Annotated in this window: 12 protein-coding genes; 4 read left to right on the top strand and 8 right to left on the bottom strand. The window is 69.1% G+C overall.

The genetic code is table 11. The features are described from left to right. Positions 1-17 precede the first annotated feature (17 nt). Both E4J16_RS15650 and E4J16_RS05060 read left to right on the top strand, forming a co-directional pair. Complete coding sequence (locus tag E4J16_RS15650; RefSeq protein ID WP_240038280.1) at positions 18-449, top strand: glycine radical domain-containing protein; 432 nt, start codon at positions 18-20, stop codon at positions 447-449. A 41-nt stretch (positions 450-490) separates the two neighbouring features. Further along, a complete protein-coding gene (locus tag E4J16_RS05060; RefSeq protein ID WP_136192887.1) occupies positions 491-1159 on the top strand; it encodes a fructose-6-phosphate aldolase in 669 nt (222 codons plus the stop codon). Positions 1160-1682: 523 nt separating this feature from the next. On the opposite strand, the gene E4J16_RS05065 is transcribed toward E4J16_RS05060, so the two are convergent. The 8 genes from E4J16_RS05065 to glgX all read right to left on the bottom strand — a co-directional run bounded on the left by E4J16_RS05065 (position 1683) and on the right by glgX (position 16729). Then, on the bottom strand, positions 1683-4040 hold the full coding sequence (locus tag E4J16_RS05065) for a glycogen/starch/alpha-glucan phosphorylase (RefSeq protein ID WP_136313427.1): 2358 nt from the start codon (positions 4038-4040) through the stop codon (positions 1683-1685). 290 nt (positions 4041-4330) lie between these two features. Continuing rightward, positions 4331-5098 (bottom strand): class I SAM-dependent methyltransferase, encoded by a 768-nt coding sequence (locus E4J16_RS05070; protein WP_136313428.1) that lies wholly within the window; start codon positions 5096-5098, stop codon positions 4331-4333. 169 nt (positions 5099-5267) lie between these two features. Then, positions 5268-7520 (bottom strand): 1,4-alpha-glucan branching protein GlgB, encoded by a 2253-nt coding sequence (gene glgB, locus E4J16_RS05075; RefSeq protein WP_240038281.1) that lies wholly within the window; start codon positions 7518-7520, stop codon positions 5268-5270. A gap of 112 nt (positions 7521-7632) precedes the next feature. Then, entirely contained in the window at positions 7633-9096 is a 1464-nt protein-coding gene (locus E4J16_RS05080) for a 1,4-alpha-glucan branching protein (protein ID WP_136313429.1), read from the bottom strand. After that, positions 9093-10835, bottom strand: coding sequence for a maltose alpha-D-glucosyltransferase (gene treS / locus E4J16_RS05085; protein WP_420809326.1), 1743 nt, complete (start codon positions 10833-10835; stop codon positions 9093-9095). Before treS ends, E4J16_RS05080 begins: the two co-directional genes overlap by 4 nt. 45 nt (positions 10836-10880) lie before the next feature. Next, a complete protein-coding gene (locus E4J16_RS05090) occupies positions 10881-12992 on the bottom strand; it encodes an alpha-1,4-glucan--maltose-1-phosphate maltosyltransferase (RefSeq protein ID WP_136313431.1) in 2112 nt (703 codons plus the stop codon). A gap of 48 nt (positions 12993-13040) precedes the next feature. After that, positions 13041-14198: a tryptophan--tRNA ligase gene (gene trpS / locus E4J16_RS05095; protein ID WP_136313432.1), complete on the bottom strand. Its 1158-nt coding sequence runs from the start codon at positions 14196-14198 to the stop codon at positions 13041-13043. A gap of 179 nt (positions 14199-14377) precedes the next feature. Next, positions 14378-16729 (bottom strand): glycogen debranching protein GlgX, encoded by a 2352-nt coding sequence (gene glgX / locus E4J16_RS05100; protein ID WP_136313433.1) that lies wholly within the window; start codon positions 16727-16729, stop codon positions 14378-14380. Positions 16730-17000: 271 nt separating this feature from the next. On the opposite strand from glgX, the gene E4J16_RS05105 reads away from it, so the two are divergent. Beyond that, entirely contained in the window at positions 17001-17783 is a 783-nt protein-coding gene (locus tag E4J16_RS05105) for an electron transfer flavoprotein subunit beta/FixA family protein (RefSeq protein WP_136192895.1), read from the top strand. Between the two features lie 34 nt (positions 17784-17817). Further along, entirely contained in the window at positions 17818-18816 is a 999-nt protein-coding gene (locus E4J16_RS05110) for an electron transfer flavoprotein subunit alpha/FixB family protein (protein WP_136313434.1), read from the top strand. The last annotated feature ends 973 nt before the right edge of the window (positions 18817-19789 follow it).

Genomic DNA, 19789 nt, shown 5'->3' on the forward strand with positions numbered 1-19789 from the left:
CGTCCATCTCCGCGAACGTGCCGCAAGGCGCCTCCACGGCGGCCACCCCCGACGGTCGTCACGCCGGCCAGCCGCTCGCGGAGGGCTGCTCGCCGAGCCACGGCGCCGACGTCAACGGTCCGACCGCCGTGTTCAAGTCGGTCTCCAAGCTGGAGACCGACCGGATTACCGGCGGCGTGCTACTCAATCAAAAGGTCAACCCGCAGATCCTGGCCAAGCCCGAGGATCGGGCAAAGCTCATCGCCATGCTGCGCGCCTTCTTCAACCGACTCCACGGCTTCCACGTCCAGTACAACGTGGTTGACCGCGCCGTCCTCCTGGACGCCCAGGCGCACCCCGAGCAGCACCGCGATCTGATCGTCCGCGTTGCCGGCTACAGCGCCTTCTTCGTGGTGCTGTCCAAGCAGACCCAGGACGACATCATCGCCCGTACCGAGCAGACCCTCTGAAATCGCCCGCGGCTCAGAACTAATCAGGAAGGAGAACCGAGATGCAGTTTCTCATCGACGACGCTCGTCTGGACCGGGTGGAGCACGCCCTGAACACCTTCCCCCTCATCGGGGTCACCACGAACCCGTCTATTCTCAAGGCCGGTGGCCTGACGGACTTCGAACGCGATCTGCGCACCATCCGGGAGCTGGTCGGGGACCGGGACCTTCACGTGCAAGTGGTCGCCCGAGACACCGAGGGCATGCTGCGGGAGGCCGACGCCATCCGCGAGCTAGTCGGGGAGTCGACCCTCATCAAGATCCCGACGACGGCGGCCGGGCTTCCGGCCATGCTGCGGCTCAAGGCCCAGGGGGCTCGCGTGACCGCGACGGCCATCTACTCCACGGCGCAGGGGTTGCTGGCGACGGCGGCCGGGGCGGACTACCTCGCCCCGTACGTCAACCGTATGTCCAATGCGGACGTGGACCCGTATGCGGTGATCCGCGCACTGCGCCAGGATATCGACCGTGAGGGGGTGTCGACCCGGATCCTGGCGGCCAGCTTCAAGAACGTCAAGCAAGTCACTGATGCGGCTGCTGCCGGGGCTCACACGGCGACTATTGGTGCCGACGTGCTGGACAACATGCTGGGGCTGCCGCAGGTGGGGTTGGCGGTGGACGCGTTCGCTGCTGAATTTCAGGCGGCCTTCTCCGCCCCGGGTATCGCCTGAGGCACCCGCGCGGGGATCCTCCACCCCGCTCCTGCTGAGGCCGCGCCACCGCAATGAGGCGGCGGGGCGGCGGCACTGGGCTGACGATTCGTACTTTTGTACGACGGTTCGGCACTTAGTACCGACGATTCGTACTTTTGTACGACGGTTCGGCACCTAGGGGTACGTGCCGTCGTCAGAAGGTACGAATCGTTGACTAGAAGGTACGAACCGTCGCCGGAAGTGCCGAATCGTCGACTAGAAGGTACGAACCGTCGCCGGAAGTGCCGAATCATCGACTCGAGGGGATGAACCATCAAGCGAGCTACCGAACCTCCACGCTCGGTGACGGTGATCCACCCACCGCAATCAGCCGGGTCCACTGCGATATGCGGCATCCACCGCGATCCACTGAGATCCACCGCGACTCGCAGCAATCCGCTGCGGTCTGCCGGAGTTGACGGTGGTCTACCGGCGCACGCCAACGGCGCCCGCCCCGGGAGGGGACGGGCGCCGTCGGCGGGATGCGCGGGCAGGTTAGCCGTCAGGCGACCGGCTGCGGCTCGATGCCCCACACCTTGGCGTAGTCGCTGATGGTGCGGTCGGAGGAGAACCGGCCGGAGCGGGTGATGTTCACCCATGCCTTGCGCTGCCAGGCACTCAGGTCGGCGTAGTCGGCGGCCATGGCGTCCTTCGCCTCGCGGTAGGCGGCGAAGTCACCGAGCACGTAGTAGACGTCGGCGTCGCCACCCTCCAGGAGGCTGCGGCGCAGGTCCGCGAACCAGCCGGAGCCGTTGTCATCCAGGGTCCCGTCGGTGAATGCGTCGAGCACCCGCTTGAGACCGGGCACGGACTCGTAGGTGGCGTGCGGGTCGTAGGTGGCGCGCAGGGCGGGCAGCTCATCCTCGGTGGCTCCGAAGATGTAGGCGTTCTCATCCCCGACGGCGTCCAGGATCTCCACGTTGGCGCCGTCGAGCGTGCCCAGGGTCAGGGCGCCGTTCATCATGAACTTCATGTTGGACGTGCCGGAGGCCTCCTTCCCGGCCATGGAGATCTGCTCGGAGACGTCGGCGGCCGGGATGATGTGCTCAGCGGGGGAGACGTTGTAGTTGTGGATGAAGACGACCTTCAGGGTCTTGGAGACCACCGGGTCGTTGTTGACCAGCTCGGCAATGGCGTTGGTCAGCTTGATGATGGCCTTGGCGCGGATGTACCCGGGAGCCGCCTTGGCACCGAAGATGAACACCCGCGGCGGCACCTGCAGCGACGGGTCCTCCTTCATGCGGAAGTACAGGTCCAGGATGTAGATCGCGTTGAGCAGCTGACGCTTGTATTCGTGCAGGCGCTTGATCTGGACGTCGAAGATCGCGTCCGGGTCGATCTCAATGCCCTCGCGCTCCGCCACCCAGGCGGCGAAGTCCACCTTGTTGGCGTGCTTGATCTCGGCCAGCCGGTCCAGCAGCGCGTCATCGACGGTGTCGGTGTACTCGGCCAGCAGGGACAGGTCCTTGACCCAGGCGTCGGAGCCGGTCACCTCGTCCAGCAGCGCGGACAGGCGGGGGTTGCACTGCCGCAGCCAGCGGCGCGGGGTCACGCCGTTGGTCTTGTTGTTGAAGCGCTCGGGCCAGACGTCGTGCCACTCCTTGAGGGTGTCGCGCTTGATGATCTCGGTGTGCAGCGCGGCCACGCCGTTGATGGAGTAGGAGGCATAGCAGGCGATCCAGGCCATACGGACCTTGTCGCCGGCAAGGGGCGCCATGTAGTCGATGCGGGCCTGGTCCAGGCCGCGCTCCGCCATGTCCTCGCGGAAGCGGCGGTCGATCTCGTGGACGATCTCGGTGATGCGCGGGAACAGGCGCTCGAAGATCGACATCTCCCAGGTCTCCAGGGCCTCGGCCAGCACCGTGTGGTTGGTGTAGGCGAAGGTCTTGGTGACCACGCTCCAGGCCTCGTCCCAGCCCAGGTGGTGCTCGTCCATCAGCAGGCGCATGAGCTCGGGAATGGCGAGCACCGGGTGGGTGTCATTGAGCTGGACGGAGTTGAACTCGGCGAAGCGGCTCAGGTCCTCGCCGTGGTGGGTGACGTAGTTGCCAACGATCTCCTGCAGGGACGCGGAGCAGAAGAAGTACTGCTGGCGCACCCGCAGGACCTTGCCCTCGTAGGTGGTGTCATTGGGATACAGCACACGGGAGATGTCCGCGGTGCGTTCGCGCTCGACGATGGCGTCGGTGAAGCGCTGGGAGTTGAAGGCGTCGTAGTCGAACTCCTCCATGGGCTCGGCCCGCCACAGCCGCAGCGTGACCACGTTCTTAGTGCCGTAGCCGGTGATCGGCATGTCGTAGGGGACGGCGCGCACGGTCAGGTCGTTGTAGCGGACGATGCGCTGCGCCTCCTCTCGGCGCACCACGAAGGGGTAGCCCTCCTCCATCCACGGGTCGGGGTGCTCGGTCTGGAAACCGTCCTCGAACAGCTGCTTGAACAGGCCGTAGCGGTACAGGATGCCGTAGCCGGCCACGGGCAGGTCCAGGGTGGCGCAGGAGTCGAGGAAGCAGGCGGCCAGGCGGCCAAGCCCGCCGTTGCCCAGGGCGGCGTCGGGCTCCTGCTCGAGCACATCGGTGAGGTTCTGCCCGAATGCGTTGACGGCCTGGGAGGCCTCCTCTACCAGGCCCAGATTGGTCAGGTTGTTCAGCAGGGCGCGTCCCTCAAGGAACTCGGCGGAGAAGTAGTGTTCCATCCTGCCGGCACGGTACTTCTGCTCGGTGGCGTACCAGTCGTCCGCGATGGCGTCGACGACGGTGGCGGACAGCCCCTGCCAGACCTCCATGGGGGTGGAGGCCTCGGCCGGACGGCCCGAGACTGCGCGCACCTGGGAGGACACGCTGCTGGGGAGAATCTTCGACATCTTTATTCCCTTACGTGGGCATCAGGACAGCGCCGCAAGGTCCTTGCAGCAAGGACAGCATACGGCGATCGGACTCATGGTAGCGGGCGAACCGGCCGCCGGAGAGCGTGGGCATTGCCTCACGGAGCGGGCGGCCCGGCGGCGGCTGCGACGACAGTGCGCGCGTCCGGCGGCCGCGGCGGCGAAGGCGGCGCGTGCAGTGAGCTTGCGCACGGATGGCGCGGGCGGGGATGGCGGCGCGGCCCCGGCGCTGGTGCTATGGCGGGACCGTGATGACGGCCCCGAATTGGTTATGGCGTCCTTCTTGCCACGATGTAGAACCTGTGGATGCTGCCTTCAATCACGCCGGCCCTGTCAAGAATCGCCTGCGCCTCGTACAGCTGTTCAAGGCAGTTCTCGACCGAGAACCCGGGAAACTCCCACTCGATGATCCGGGCGAACCAGACAAGCGCGCCCACATCGTAGAACCGTATCGGTCGGCGGGCCTCACCGCTTTCCATCACTTCAAACCCCTGGCCCAGGAGCTCCGACACCCGTGCGTCAAGGCACTGCTCGGGTTCCGGTGGCTGTTCGATGTGGGGGAGCAGAAGCCGAACCAGTTCACGGTCGTTGTCTGCGCCCACCTGCTGGGTGAGGAATAGCCCGCCGGGCCTGAGTACGCGCCGCAGCTCCGCGGCATCGTATGCGCCGTGCCGGTTCGTGACGATGTCGAAGCTTTCGTCGGGGAAGGGGAGTGTCTCCTCTCCATCGGCCTCCTTGAAGTCGATCCCCAGTGGCAGCAGGACTTCTTTGCACAGCTTCACGTTGGGCGGATAGCCCTCGATCGCCGCGGTGCGCTCGTTGGGGTGGTGGAGGGAGAGCAGCAACTCACCGCCCCCGGTGTCCATGTCCAGCAGCTGCATGTCGTCGGTCCGGTGCCGGTGAATGAGCTCTCGAAACTCCCACGGCAGGTCATCCTCCTCCGTGTACCTGCCGTGAATATGGGAGAAGTCCCAGCCGTGGATATGAGCGACCCGCTCCTCCGCCAGCCAGGCCTGCTTGAGTTCATCCGCGTTCATCGAATGCTGTTCCTTCTGGAAGGGGTGATGAATGAATGGTTCTCCCGGGCGCGGCGCACCGCGGGCGCAAGGGCTGCTTAAGGTACGCCGGAGGGGCCGGCGAGCCGCTAGGCGTGCTCGCCGGCCCCTCCGCCCGGCTGAATGCCCTGAAGCCGGGGACGGCCCCGGGTCAGTCCCGCGATGGCCGCAGGAAGATGGCGCCCATCGGGGGGACCCGCAGCCGCACCGAGGCGGGCCTGCCGTTCCAGGGCAGCTCCTCGGCCTCCACGTGGCCGAGGTTACCCACGCCCGAGCCGCCGTACTCGGGGGCATCGGTGTTGATGATCTCGTCCCAGCCTCCCGCGAAGGGCAGCCCCACGCGGTAGCCCTCATGGGGCGTGCCGGCGAAGTTGACGATCACCGCCACCAGGTCCGAGCGCCCGTCGGGTCCGGTTCCCTTGCGCAGGTAGGACAGGACGTTGTGATCACCGTCACCGGCCTCGATCCACTCGAATCCGCGGTGGGAGAAGTCATCCGACCACAGGGCGGGGGAGTCCTTGTAGAAGGCGTTCAGGTCGCTGACCAGCCGCAGCAGGCCCGTGTGGCCCGGGTCATCCAGGATCCACCAGTCCAGGGAGTTGTCCGAGTTCCACTCGGCGCCCTGCCCGAACTCCTGGCCCATGAACAGCAGCTGCTTGCCGGGGTGGGACCACTGGTAGGCGTACAGGGCACGCAGGCCCGCCAGTTCCTGCCAGGCGTCGCCGGGCATCTTGGACAGCAGCGAGCCCTTGCCGTGCACGACCTCGTCGTGGCTCAGCGGCAGGATGAACTGCTCGGAGAAGGCGTACACCAGGGAGAAGGTCAGCTCCCCATGGTGGTAGCGGCGATTGATGGGCTCCTCGGCCAGGTACCGCAGGGTGTCGTTCATCCACCCCATGTTCCACTTCAGGCCGAAGCCGAGGCCACCGTACTCGGTGGGCGCGGTCACGCCCGGCCACGCGGTGGACTCCTCGGCGATCATGACCGTGCCGGGGTTCTTCCGGTAGGCGGTGGCAGTGGCCTCCTGCAGGAAGCTGATCGCCTCCAGGTTCTCCCGGCCCCCGAACTGGTTCGGGTGCCACTGGCCCTCCTCGCGGGAGTAGTCCAGGTACAGCATGGAGGCGACGGCGTCCACGCGCAGCCCGTCGATGTGGAACTCGCCCAGCCAGTACAGGGCGTTGGCCACCAGGAAGTTGCGAACCTCGTTGCGGCCGAAGTTGAACACGTAGGTGCCCCAGTCGGGGTGCTCGCCGCGCTGCGGGTCCGGGTCCTCATACAGGGGTGTGCCGTCGAAGCGCGCCAGCGCCCACTCATCCTTGGGGAAGTGGGCGGGCACCCAGTCCAGGATGACGCCGATGCCTGCCTGGTGCAGCTGGTCAACCAGGTAACGGAAGTCATCCGGGGTGCCGAAGCGTGCCGTGGGGGCGTAGTAGCCGGATACCTGGTAGCCCCAGGAGCCGCCGAAGGGGTGCTCGGCCACGGGCATGAACTCCACGTGGGTGAAGCCGGCGTCCTTGACATAGGGGACCAGCTCGTCGGCCAGGCCCCGGTAGCCCAGGCCCTGCCTCCAGGAGCCGATGTGAACCTCGTAGACGCTCATCGGCCCGGAGTGCGGGTCGGTGACCGCGCGGCGTGACATCCAGTCCTCGTCGTTCCACTCGTGGAAGCGGTCGGTGACCACGGAGGCGGTGGCGGGCGGGACCTCGGTGGCGCGTGCCATCGGGTCGGCCTTCTGGTGCCAGGAGCCGTCCTGGAAGCACAGCTCGAACTTGTAGCGTGCACCCACGCCCACACCGGGGATGAACAGCTCCCACACGCCGGATGCGCCCAGGGAGCGCATGGCGGAGGCGGTGCCGTCCCAGTAGTTGAAGTCGCCGACCACGCGGACGGCGCGGGCGTTGGGGGCCCATACCGCGAAGGCGACGCCCTCAACGTCCCCCATGGCGCCGGAGTAGCGCTTGACGTGCGCCCCCAGCACCTCCCACAGCTCCTCGTGACGGCCCTCGGAGATCAGGTAGGTGTCCATCTCTCCGAGGGTCGGCAGGAACCGGTAGGGGTCGTCGACGGTGATGGTCTCCTCGCCGTAGGTCACCTTGAGCCGGTAGTCCGGGATGGCGTCTCCGGGCACGACGGCAACCCATACGCCGTCCTGCTCGTGGCGGGCGGGGAAGGATCCCTCGGGGGTAACCACGACGACGGCGTCGGCGAGGTGGCGCACGGTGCGGATCGTCACGCCGTCGTCGCCCACATGGGCGCCCAGCACCTCATGCGGGTTGTGGTAACGGGCGTAGGCGACATCCGCGAGGACCCAGGGGTCCACCGGGACGGGCGCGGGGCCAGTGGCCTCCGGCGGCGGGGCGTCGTTGGATTCGGGGGCGGGCTCGGGGCTGGTGACGTCGGTCATGTTCTCACTCTCCCATGCGGTGACCGGCTGAGGGGGGACTTTATACCGGTGCAACCCGGTGTGGATGATGTGTCTTACGCGACCGTTACCGGGCGCGGCGGACAAGTGCGTGTCAAATGGTCAGAATCACCTCGATGCCGTGCAGTGGGATCGAGATCCAGTCGGGACGGTTACGGGCCTCGTAGACCGCCTCGTACAGGGCCTTGTCGAGCTCAAGCGCACCCAGGAGCGTACTGTCCCGCGGCTCCGGCCGCGGCCCCGAGGCCGACGGCGACGCGGGTGCGGTTGCCCAGTAGCCGGCCAGGAAGGCGTCGCGCACGGCCGGCAGCCAATCGGGATTGGCCGCGTGGCCGACCTCGGCGGCGTAGTCGAAGGAACGCAGCATGCCCGCGACGTCTCGCAGGGGCTGGTCCGGTCGGCGGCGGTCGGCCAGCGGCCGCAGCGGCTCGCCCTCGAAGTCGAGCACGTACCAGCGGTCCTCCTCGACGGCGTGCAGCACCTGGCCCAAGTGGTAGTCGCCGTGGACACGAGTGGCGAGGTCCAGCCGATCCAGGCGGGACAGGTCGGTGAGCACCGCCTCCACGCGGTCGCGCAGGCCCGGCAGCCGCGCCTCCAGGAGGGGCACCTCCGCCATGGCCCAGTCGGCCCGCTCGCGCAGCTCCTGCGCCAGTTCCCCGGGGGCGGGCGGTGCGTCGGCGCCCAGAGCCGCAGCCAGGTGAGCGTGCATCTGCGCCGTGGTGGTGCCCAGGTCCCGGGCCAGCGCGGTGGCCCGCGTCCGCTGCGGCCCGTCGGCATCGTCGTCGGCGGCGAGCGCGCAGAACAGCTCGAAGCCGTCGTCGGCACGGGGGATGAAGGTGCAGGCCACGGCCGCATCAGCCGTCCGCTCGGTGCCGGTCCCCGGCTCGGTCCAGGTCAGTGTGGTCCAGGCGACCGGTGTGCGTACCCGGTCCCAGCCGTCCCGGGCCAGCGCCACGGAAACCTCCACGTCGGGGTTGCGTCCCGGGGCGAGCACGCGGAACAGCTTGACGATCAGGTCTCCGGTGGTCGCGTCCGCAGCTGCGGCGGCGGGCGCGTCCACGGGTGCGGGCATGATTACGGAGGTGTTCGACTGCTCGCCGGTGGTCACGCGCAGACGGTTGGCGCGCTGGGCGATGGCGCGCGCCCCGGTGTCTGTGAGCACGGTGCCGGCCTCCAGCGCGGAGCCGGCCCAGGCACGCCAGAAGCGCGGATGGTGCGCACCGTCCACCAGCGCCACCGGCCGGCCGTCGGGACCGGGCATCACGAAGCCCTCGTTGCCCTCGGCCTCGTCGGCGACCGTGAACTGGGCAAGTGCGTCAGCGGGCTCAAGCACCAGGGGCACGTGGATGAGTACCTCGTCCCCCTCACGCCGGGGAACCGCAACCAGCAGGTCGCGCACGCCGTCGGCCAGCTCCCAGCGCCCGGCCAGACGCGACGGCCCGGGGGAGGCGCCTCCCTTCAAGGGGTACCAGCGGCGCTGCCCCATCCAGTCCGCGAGCGCCGCCAGCAGGGCGGAGTCGTCGGGCCAGGACGGCGTTGCGGTGATCGAGTTGCTCATCGGGCCTCCTCACGATTCGGAATGACTTCCAGCCACCAGTAGCCGCGAGGCGGCAGCACGGCTGTCAGCCTGCCGTGGGCGTCGACGGCGGGGGCCGGGGCGGTGACCGCGCCGGCCAGCACGGTGCGGGTGGCCCGCCCGGCGAGCCCGGGCACCTCCACGCTCGTCTCGCACTGGCTGTCGGACAGATTCGCCAGGCACAGCAGCACCTCGCCGTGCGCCCGCTCGCCCTGAGCGGTCGCGGGAGCCCAGGTGCGGGTATGCGCCAGCACGGCGGCAGCGGACGCCCGGCACAGCTGAAACTCCCCACGCCCCAGCACCGGGTGCCGACGGCGCACCCGCAGCATATGGCGCAGGCAGTGCAGTAGCGAGCTCGGGTCCGCCAGCGCATCAGCCACGCAGCGGTCGGCGTAGTCGTCGACGTCGATCAGGGGCAGGGTGAGCGCGGTCGGGTCCGCGCAGGCGGAGAAACCCATATTCGCCGAGTGATCCCACTGCATGGGAGTACGCACGGCGTCACGGTCGGGCAGCCAGATGTTCTCACCCATGCCGATCTCGTCGCCGTAGTACAGGCAGGGGGAGCCGGGCAGGGACAGCAGCAGCGCGTGGGCCAGCTCCAGCTCGGCGCGGGAGTCTCCCAGCAGCGGCGCCAGGCGACGGCGGATCCCCACATTCGCGCGCATGCGCTGGTGCGGCGCATACCAGTGGTACAGGCGCTCCCGTTCGGCGTCGGTGACCATCTCCAGCGTCAGCTCGTCGTGATTGCGCAGGAATGTGCCCCACTGCCCCTGCGCCGGAATCGGCGGGGTCGCGCGGAGCACGTCGCGGATCGGCGTGGCCGTGCCCTCGCGCAGCGCGGAGAAGATGCGTGGCATCACCGGGAAGTGGAAGCACATGGTGCACTCGGGCGCGTCCGTGCTGCCGAAGTAGGCGACTACCTCCCGCGGAGGCTGATTCGCCTCCGCGATGGTGATGGTGCCGGGGAACTCCCGGTCGAGCATCTCCCGCAGGCCGGCGACCAGCCGGTGCGTGCCCGGAAGATTCTCACAGTCGGTGCCCTCGCGCTCCACCAGGTAGGGGATCGCGTCCAGGCGGAAGCCGTCCACCCCGGTGCGCGCCCAGAACCGCACCACCTCGTGTACCGCGTCCACGACCGCCGGGTTGTCGTAGTTCAGGTCCGGCTGGTGGGAGAAGAAGCGGTGCCAGTAGTACTGGCCGCGCACCTCGTCGTAGCTCCAGTTGGAGCGCTCGGTGTCCACGAAGATGATGCGGGCGTCGGCGTAGCCGGCGTCGTCGTCGGCCCATACGTAGAAGTCGCCGTAGGGGCCGTCCGGATCGCGGCGGGAGGCCTGGAACCAGGGATGAGCATCGGAGGTGTGGTTGAGCACCATGTCGATGACGATGCGGATACCCCGCTCATGCGCGGCCTCCACCAGGGCGCGGAAGTCGTCCATGGACCCGTAGCGCGGATCAACGCCGGTGTAGTCGGCGATGTCGTAGCCGCCGTCGCGCATGGGCGATGGGTAGAAGGGCGGGATCCAGATGGCATCCACGCCGAGCCAGGCCAGATAGTCCAGCCTGGAGGCCAGGCCGCGGAAGTCGCCGACGCCATCGCCGTCGGAGTCCGCGAAGGAGCGCAGCAGCGCCTCATAGAACACCGCGGTGCGGAACCAGTCCGGATCCGGGCGCAGGCCCGGGCGTGACTGGGCGGGAAGGGCGGGAACACCGGGAATGGTCACGGGGCTCCTTCGAATGTCATCGAGCCGCGAACCGGCAGCCGTCCGTCACAGGGGCTCGACGGAGAAGACATGCGCGACGCGGCCGGAGAAGGGATCCAGGCGCACGTAGTTCTGCCCCGACCAGTCATAGGTGTCCCCGGTCAGCTCGTCCTTGACCCGCAGCACCGGCCGGGAGCCGTCCACCCAGCCGGGCAGCCCCAGCTGCTCCAGGTTGAGGTAGATCTCGCCCTCGTGGGCGCCGTAGGGATCAAGGTTGACCACCGTCAGCACCACGTCGTCCTTCCCGGTGGGGGAGTGCGCGGCGTCCACCCGCTTGGAGTAGGCGATCAGGTTGTCGTCGCTGGTGGCGTGGAACCAGACATCACGCAGCTGCCGCAGCGCCGGGTGCGCGTTGCGGGCGGCGTTCAGCCGGGTGAGCAGATCCTCGATACCGTTGACGCGGGCGGCGCCGAAGTCGCGCTGCTTGTACTCGTACTTCTCATTGTCGATCTGCTCCTCGTACCCGGGGCGCGGGACCGACTCCGCCAGCTCGTAACCGGAGTAGATGCCCCAGGTCGGTGACATGGTGGCGGCGAGCACGGCCCGCAGCTTGAAGGCGGGGACCTTCCCGTTGGTCATGAAGGGCGTGAGGATGTCGTGCGTGGTCGGCCAGAAGGTGGGACGCATGATGTGCGCGGTCTCCTGGGACAGCTCCACGAGGTACTCAGTCAGCTCCTGCTTGGTGTTGCGCCAGGCGAAGTAGGTGTACGACTGGTGGAAGCCGATCTTCGCCAGGGTGCGCATCATCGCCGGCCTGGTGAAGGCCTCCGCCAGGAACAGAACCTCGGGGTTGTCCTCACGCACCTGGCGGATGAGCCTCTGCCAGAAGGGCAGGGGCTTGGTGTGGGGGTTGTCGACCCGGAAGATCGTCACCCCGTGACTGATCCAGGTGCGCACGACCTCCAGGATCGCCTGATAGATGCCCTCGGGGTCGTTGTCGAAGTTCAGGGGGTAGATGTCCTGGTACTTCTTGGGCGGGTTCTCGGCGTAGGCGATGGAGCCGTCGGCCAGGACGGTGAACCACTCCGGGTGCTCGGTAACCCAGGGGTGGTCGGGCGAGCACTGCAGGGCCAGGTCCAGGGCCACCTCCATGCCGAGCTCGTGGGCGCGCGCCACCAGGGCGTCGAAGTCCTCGAAGGTGCCCAGGTCGGGGTGGATGACGTCGTGGCCGCCGTCGGGCGAGCCGATGCCGTAGGGGGAGCCCGGGTCCTCGGGCAGGGCGTTGAGCGTGTTGTTGCGGCCCTTGCGGTTGGTGGTGCCGATGGGGGAGATCGGGGTCAGGTAGAGGACGTCGAAGCCCATGGCGGCGATCCGGTCCAGGCGGTGGGTCGCCGTCTGCAGCGTGCCGGTGTGCCAGACGCCCTGCTCGTCGCGGTGCGCCCCCAGGGAGCGGGGGAAGATCTCATACCAGGAGCCGGCCAGGGCGCGGGTGCGGTCCACCTGCAGTGGGTATGTGGCCGACGGGGAGACGTGGTCGCGCAGCGGGAGCCGGTCCAGTGCGGAGGTCACCTCTCCGGACAGGCCGGCGGCCAGGCGGTCGCTGGGAGAGGCGGACTGATCGCGCAGCGCTGCGGCGGCGCCCAGCAGGGCCTCGGCGTCGGCCTGCTCCCGGCCCTTGACGGCGGCGGCGCGCTCAAGCACGCGCGCGCCCTCCTCCAGCATGAGCTCGACGTCGACGCCGGCAGGCACCTTCACCCCGGCGTCATGCGCCCAAGTGCCGTAGGGGTCGGACCAGCCGTCCACACGGATGCCCCAGTCGCCCGGGGCGTCAGCGGCCAGACGGGCCTCGTAGCGGTCCAGGCCGATGCCCACCTCGTACATGCGGGCGCTGGGACCATCGCTCCCATCAGGACGCACCAGGACGGCGGTGGCGCCGAAGCGGTCGTGCCCCTCCCGGAACACCGTGGCGCGAATGGGGAAGACCTCATTCGGGACGGCTTTGGAGGGCCAGCGCCCGTCCTCCACGACGGGGAACACCTCCGTCACCGGGATACGACCTACCGGGGAGTAGGGCGCGGGCCGCGGAACCCTACTGTGTTCGGGCTGCGCCGGAGCGGCGGGAGCAACGTGGCGGGTGGACTTCGTCTTCGCCGTGTGCGGCGTCGTGTTAGGGGTCACAGCGCAAGCCTACCTGCCCGCGCGCGTGCGTGTAGCCGCCCCGACGTCCTAGTAGTTCATGTGCATGGCGGTGCGCACCGCGTCGAGGGTCTGCTCGGCGACCTCGTTCGCCTTGGCGTTGCCTTCGGCCAGGACCTGCAGCAGGTAGTCCTCGTTGGCGGACAGCTCGGCGCGGCGGGCGCGGATGGGGGCGAAGAACTCGTTGACCGCCTCGGTGGTGATCCGCTTGAGGGCGCCGGCGCCGCCGTCGCCGATCTGATCGGCCAGTGACCGCGGGTCCCCGGCCCCGCACAGGGAGGCGAGGGTGAGCAGGTTGGCCACCTCCGGACGTCCCTGCGGATCGTAGGTGATGTTCCGGTCGGAGTCGGTCTTGGCCTTCCTGAGCAGCTTGGCAGTCTCGTCCGCGCTCATGCGCAGCTCAATGGTGTTGTGGCGGGACTTGCTCATCTTCTCCCCGTCCAGGCCCAGCAGCAGCGGTGCCTGGGACAGCAGCGCCTCGGGACGGCGGAACACCGGGTGTGCCTTGACTGCGCGGCCGTAGCGCTTGTCGAAGCGCTGGGCGATCATCCTGGCCTGCTCCAGATGCGGCAGCTGGTCCTTGCCCACCGGGACGAGGTTCGCCTGGCAGAACAGGATGTCGGCGGCCTGGTGCACCGGGTAGGTCAGCATCAGACCGGTCATGGCGCGGCCGTCGGTGGCCTCCAGCTCGGCCTTGACCGTCGGGTTGCGATGCAGCTCGGACTCGGTGACCAGGGACAGGAACGGCAGCATCAGCTGATTGGCCGCCGGCACTGCGGAGTGGGTGAAGATCGTCGAGCGCTGCGGGTCGACGCCGACCGCGAGCGTGTCCGCCACCAGCGACAGCACGCGCTCGCGGATCGGGCCGACGCCGTCGCGGTCGGTGATCACCTGGTAGTCGGCCACGAGGATCCAGGTGTCCACGCCCCGATCCTGGATCGGCTGCCAGGAGTGCATGGTGCCGAAGTAGTGGCCCAGGTGCATATTGCCGGTCGGGCGTACGCCCGTCAGCATCCGGTAGCGGCCGGGGTTGACGTCCAGGTCGGCCTCGATCTCGGCGCTGCGCTCCAGGGAGCGGGCCAGGGAGGCGGCGTCGGTGGACCGGGACAGCGCCTCGCCCGCGTCTGCGCCGTCGGCGGCATTGCTGCTGGGGGAGGGGGAGCCTGCGGTCGCGTCATGCTGCGTCATGGCGGTCATCCTAAGGGGCGCCCGCCGGTAGGCCGGAATCGTGTTCACAGCCCTCCGCTCACGCGCCCTCCCGCCGGAGGGGCGCCGACGGATGAGCGTGAGTCCCAGGAACGGCCGCCCCGGAGCCATGCGGGCGCGCTGCCGGCGCCGGCAGCCACGCGCAAGCACCACTGCCGGTCTCAGGCGGCGGCCCCCGCAGACTCATCGGGCAGGCCGACCAGCTGTTCGCCGGACAGGTAGATGCGCAGCGACAGCGCGTCCAGCGTGGTGGTGTCCCCGGGACGGTCCTGGCGGCAATCGGTGGCCCCGGACCGGGAGGTCCGCGCACGGGTGGGATTGAGCGCACGGGCGCGGGCCGCCGGCCCCCGGCTCACCCGGTGGGCGAGGGCGAAGGCGGAGGTGTGCGGCCGCGGCACGGCCCAAGTGGAGTCCCACATCAGGTGCCAGTCGGTGCCGTGCCCCTCGGGAAGAGTGACATCGGCCTGGCTCAAGGACCCGTTGATGACCAGGAGCAGATCGTCGTCGCCCATGGCAGTGCCCGAGCGCAGCATCTGCACCACTCGGGTCCACGGGTCGTGCCAGGCGGCCACGTCCATCGGGTCTGCGTTGGCGCGGAACCAGGACAGGTCGGGAAGGGCGTCGCAGTTCTGCGTGGAGCCGCTGGCGAAGCTGACCGGGCGCAGCACCGGGTGCTCGTCGCGCAGATTGATCAGGAAACGGGTCGTGGCGATGAGGTCGCGCTGCCAGGTGGTCAGGTTCCAGTCGTACCAGGAGATCTCCGAGTCCTGGCAGTAGGAGTTGTTGTTGCCGTCCTGGGTGCGCCCCATCTCATCCCCGCCCAGCAGCATGGGCGTGCCCGCGGAGACCAGCAGCGTGCCCAGCACGTTCCGAGACGAACGACGCCGGAGGATCTCGATAGGACCCCCACCCATACCCTCCGGCAGAGGGCCTTCGAAGCCGTGGTTCCAGGAGCGGTTGTCGTCGGTGCCGTCGCGGTTGTCCTCGCCGTTGGCCAGGTTGTGCTTGTAGTCGTAGCAGACCAGGTCACGCAGCGTGAAGCCGTCGTGGGCGGTAACGAAGTTGATCGACGCCAGCGGTCCGCGTCCGCCCGGATACTCCCCGTAGCCGAACATGTCCGCGCTGCCGCTCAGGCGCGTGGCCAGGTCGCGCAGGTCGTTGCCCGGGCGCCCCTTGGACATCTCCGACGCGTCGTGCAGCCAGAAGGAGCGCACGGTGCCCCGGTAGCGGTCGTTCCAGTCGTGGAAGGGCGCGGGGAACTCGCCGGTGCGCCACCCTCCCGGACCGATGTCCCAGGGCTCTGCGATCAGCTTGGCGTGCTGCAGCACCGGATCGGTGGCCATCCCGATGAGCAGCGGGTGGCGGGACTGGAACTCGGACGCGTCGCGGCCCAGGGTGACCGCCAGGTCGAAGCGGAACCCGTCGACGCCGACGTCACCGGCCCAGTAGCGCAGCGAGTCCAGTACGAGCTGCACCGCCCGCGTGGAGCGGAAGTCCACCGTGTTGCCAGTTCCCGTCACGTCCACGTACTGCGCGGGACGGTGCGGCGCGTGCAGGTAGTACTCGAGGTTGTCCAGTCCCCGCAGTGACAGCGCGGGCCCGTCCATGCCCGACTCGCAGGTGTGGTTGTAGACGACGTCCATGATCACCTCGAGGCCGGCCTCGTGCAGCAACGACACCATGCCGCGGAACTCGTCCAGGACGGCCTGTGGGCCGGCCTCGCGGGCGGCGCGAGTCGCATAAGACGGCTCGGGGGCGAAGTAGGACAAGGTGGAGTAGCCCCAGTAGTTCTTCCGCTCGCGCTGAAGGAGGAAGGCCTCCGAGAAGGCGGCGTGAACGGGGAGCAGCTCAATCGTCGTGATGCCGAGCGAGCGCAGGTGGGAGACGGCGGCCGGATGCGCCAGGCCGGCGTAGGTGCCGCGCAGCTCCGGGGGCACCCCGGGCATGGAGTGGGTGAACCCCTTGACGTGCGTCTCGTAGATGACGGTGCGCTCGCGGGGCACCTTCGGTCCCGGCACCACCGGGAACTGCTCGCCGGTGACCACGCCGAGGGCAGTGTGCCCGGCGGAGTCCAGCTCGGAGGGTAGCAAGGGCACGTAGGTCGGGGACAGCTCGGCGTCGACGGCGTGGGCGTAAAGCTCCGGGCCGAGGCGCGGGGCGCCGTCGATGGCACGGGCGTAGGGGTCGAGCAGGAGCTTGCGCGGGTTGAACAGCAGGCCCTCCGCGGGATTCCACTGGCCGTGCGCGCGGTAGCCGTAGCGCTGGCCCGCACGCACCCCGGGCACATGGGCGCTCCAGGCGCCGTGGACCGGGCCGTGCATACCGATGCGTCGTTCGGAGCTGATCCTCCCGGTGGAGTCGACCTCCAGGAGGCACAGGTCAACCGCATCGGCGCGCGGTGCTACGACCACGAAGTCGGCGCCGTCCTCGATGAGCGTGGCGCCCAGGCGAGTGCGGTCCGACGCCTCGGAGTCGGCACGTGCGGCGGGTTGCAGCTCTGGCGTGGAGGACATCGGCATGAATCCTATTGTCGAGCAAGGGGTGTCGTGATGCTACTTCGTGGCTGCGGATCGTGACGGTGTTTGGCCTGTCCGGCGTGTGCCGACGTGGCGGAGAATAGGCGATCCGGCGTTTGGGCGGGCTACGTGGGCTGTCAGTGGCCGCCGGCCGGGGCGGGACGGGCGGGCATCGCCGTCCAGCAGGATGTGGGCGGGGCGTGGTAGCGCCCGCGGGGTGACCGAGTGCTCACCTGCCTGTGCACCGCGATATGGCAATCTTGTACGCATGAAAATAGTCGTCTGCATCAAGCACGTCCCGGATGTGCAGTCTGAGCGTCGTCTGGAGGAGGGGCGCCTGGTCCGCGGTGAGGATGACGTCCTCAACGAGCTGGACGAGAACGCCGTCGAGGCCGCAGTGGCCCTGGTCGAGGAACTGGGCGGCGAGGTGATCGCCCTGTGTATGGGTCCCGAGGACGCCGAGGACGGTGTGCGCCGTGCCCTGCAGATGGGGGCCGACTCCGGCGTCGTCGTCAGCGATGACGCGCTGGTGGGTGCCGACGTGCCTACCACTGCCCGCACTCTCGCCGCCGCCGTATCGAAGATCGGCGGTGCTGACTCCGGGCCGGGCGACGTGGATCTGGTCATCACCGGCATGGCCTCACTGGATGCCATGACCTCCATGCTTCCGGGCGCGCTCGCCGCCGCCCTGCACGTGCCGGCGCTCACCCTGGCGGGCTCGCTGGAGGTGAGTGCCGATGAGGCGACCATCACCCGTTCGACCGGCACCGTGCGGGAGGTGCTCTCCGCCCCGCTGCCCGCACTCGTGTCGGTCACGGACCAGGCCAATGAGCCCCGCTACCCCAATTTCGCCGCCATGCGCGCCGCCCGCAAGAAGCCGGTGGATGTCTGGGACCTGGGTGACCTGGGGCTCGACGCCGTCGCCGAGGCGGGGATCGCCGTCGTCGACTTCACCGAGCGGCCCGCCCGTGAGGCCGGCGTCATCCGCACCGACGCCGGCGAGGCCGGCCGTGAGCTCGCCGCCTGGCTCGTCGAGAACAACCTTGTTTGAGCGGTAGCGTCAGGGAAGGAGCAACGAATCAACCATGCCTGAAAACATGCTGAACGCGCCCATTGTCGTGCTGGTCGACCGTACGCCCGAGGGCATCCCCACCGCGGGCGCCCTCGCACTCGTCTCCGTGGCGCGCGCACTCACCTCCGCCGAGGTCGTGGCGCTGGCTCCCGGGGGCCTGGAGCCATCCGCCTCCGCCGTGCTTGCCGCGGCCGGAGCCGCTCGTGTGCTTGTGGCGGACCTTGACGGCCGGGAGGCGGTGGCGGCGGTCGCGGCCGACGCCGTCGTTGCGGCTGTCCGGTCCGTGCGCCCCGCCGTCGCGCTGGTGGGTAGCGACTACCGCGGCAAGGAGATTGCCGGCCGGGCCGCGGTCCTGCTGGGCTCGGCCTGCGCCTCCGATGTGGGTGACCTGGAAGTGGTCGGCAGTGAGCTGCGGGCCTCCAAGCTGGTCCTGTCGGGCACCTGGTCCACCACCATGACCGTGTCCGCGCAGTCCGACCACACCCCGGTCATCTCGGTGCACCCCAGTGCCGTAGAGCCGGCGTCCCCCGCCGCGGGCGAGGCGGAGATCCCCGTCGAGCCCCTGGACGTGCCGTTGTCTGCGGAGGCCGCAGCCGTCAAGGTCGTCTCCCGCGAGGTCTCCGACGCCGCCGCGGGCCCCGACCTGGCCGAGGCGCAGCGCGTCGTGGTCATGGGGCGCGGCACAGACGGCGACCTCGGCCTGGTGCATTCGCTCGCCGACCCGCTCGACGCCGCCATCGGCGCGACCCGCGTGGCCTGCGACGAGGGCTGGATCGAGCGTTCCGCACAGGTCGGGCAGACCGGTGTCTCCATAGCCCCCAGTCTGTATATCGGGCTGGGCGTGTCCGGCGCAGTCCACCACACCAGCGGCATCCAGGGCGCCGGCACGATTGTTGCGGTCTGCGACGACTCGGAGGCGCCGATCTTCGAGATGGCCGACTACGGCGTGGTCGGCGACGTCGCCGAGGTCGTGCCCCAGCTGGTGGAGGAGCTGGCGCGCCTGCGCGGCTGAGCGCCACCCGCTGGACCTCCGACATTCCGCCCCGTCCCGGTTCGTGCCGGGGCGGGGCGGCCTCACACGCCGAGATCGGTACTTCTTACGTGCCGAGATCGGTAGTTGTTACGTGCTGAGGTCGGTAGATATGGCGCTCTTCGTGTTTGTGGGTGTGGTGGTTGGGTGCCGTGGGTGGTTGTGTTCGGGGCGCACCGGTCCGGCTAGGTGGTTGTGTTCGGGGCGAGGAGGTCGTGTTCGCCTGTGCAGGTTCGTGTTCGGGCTGTTGAGGAAGTTTTGGCCGGTCAGAGGGCTGTCGCCGGGCTGGCGGGGAGTTCCTTGGGCCGATGTCGGGCTGGATACGTGGACGTTGACCTGAACGCGCGGGCCGTGGTGTCTGGCGCGTCGTGGCTGGGTCGTGTTGTGTGAGTCGTTTGTGCTGGTGGGGCGGTGCTGGCGGTGTGGGTGCCTCCGGGCGGGCGGGTCTGTGTGCTCGGTGAGGATTGTTGTGCGCAGTCGAGCGTCCAGGGCGGTTTCCGCGGTGTTGGGGGCCTGGTTGTCGGCAGTCGAGGGGGCGGGCGGGGTCTTGTGCTGCCCTGGTTGGACCGCTCACGCGCGGTTGGACCGCTCACGCGCGGTTGGACCGCTGTAACCGGTGGCTAGGGCGGTCCAACGGGGGCGCAGGGGTCCAACGGGGGCACAGGGGTCCAACTGGCAGGCTCAACGGCCGCGCACACAGACACCCGAACGCGCAGCGCCACCCGAGCGCTCACACAACAGGACCTGGCGCGCATGCTCTGGCCCGGCTCCCGTCCGTCGCGCCGTGTAGCGCGCCGCCGGGGCGTGCGCCCATGACCCCCGGCCAGCCGCAGCCCCCTGGCTCGCCCCGCCCCCGAGTGCAAGGAGCCTGTTCCTAGGGATTTTGAGACCGATTTGGCGAGTGACAGCCACGCTCCCGAGTGCGAGGAGCCTGTAGGCCCGATGACGAACCGCT

Source organism: Actinomyces procaprae, assembly GCF_004798665.1.
Classification (GTDB): Bacteria; Actinomycetota; Actinomycetes; order Actinomycetales; family Actinomycetaceae; genus Actinomyces; species Actinomyces procaprae.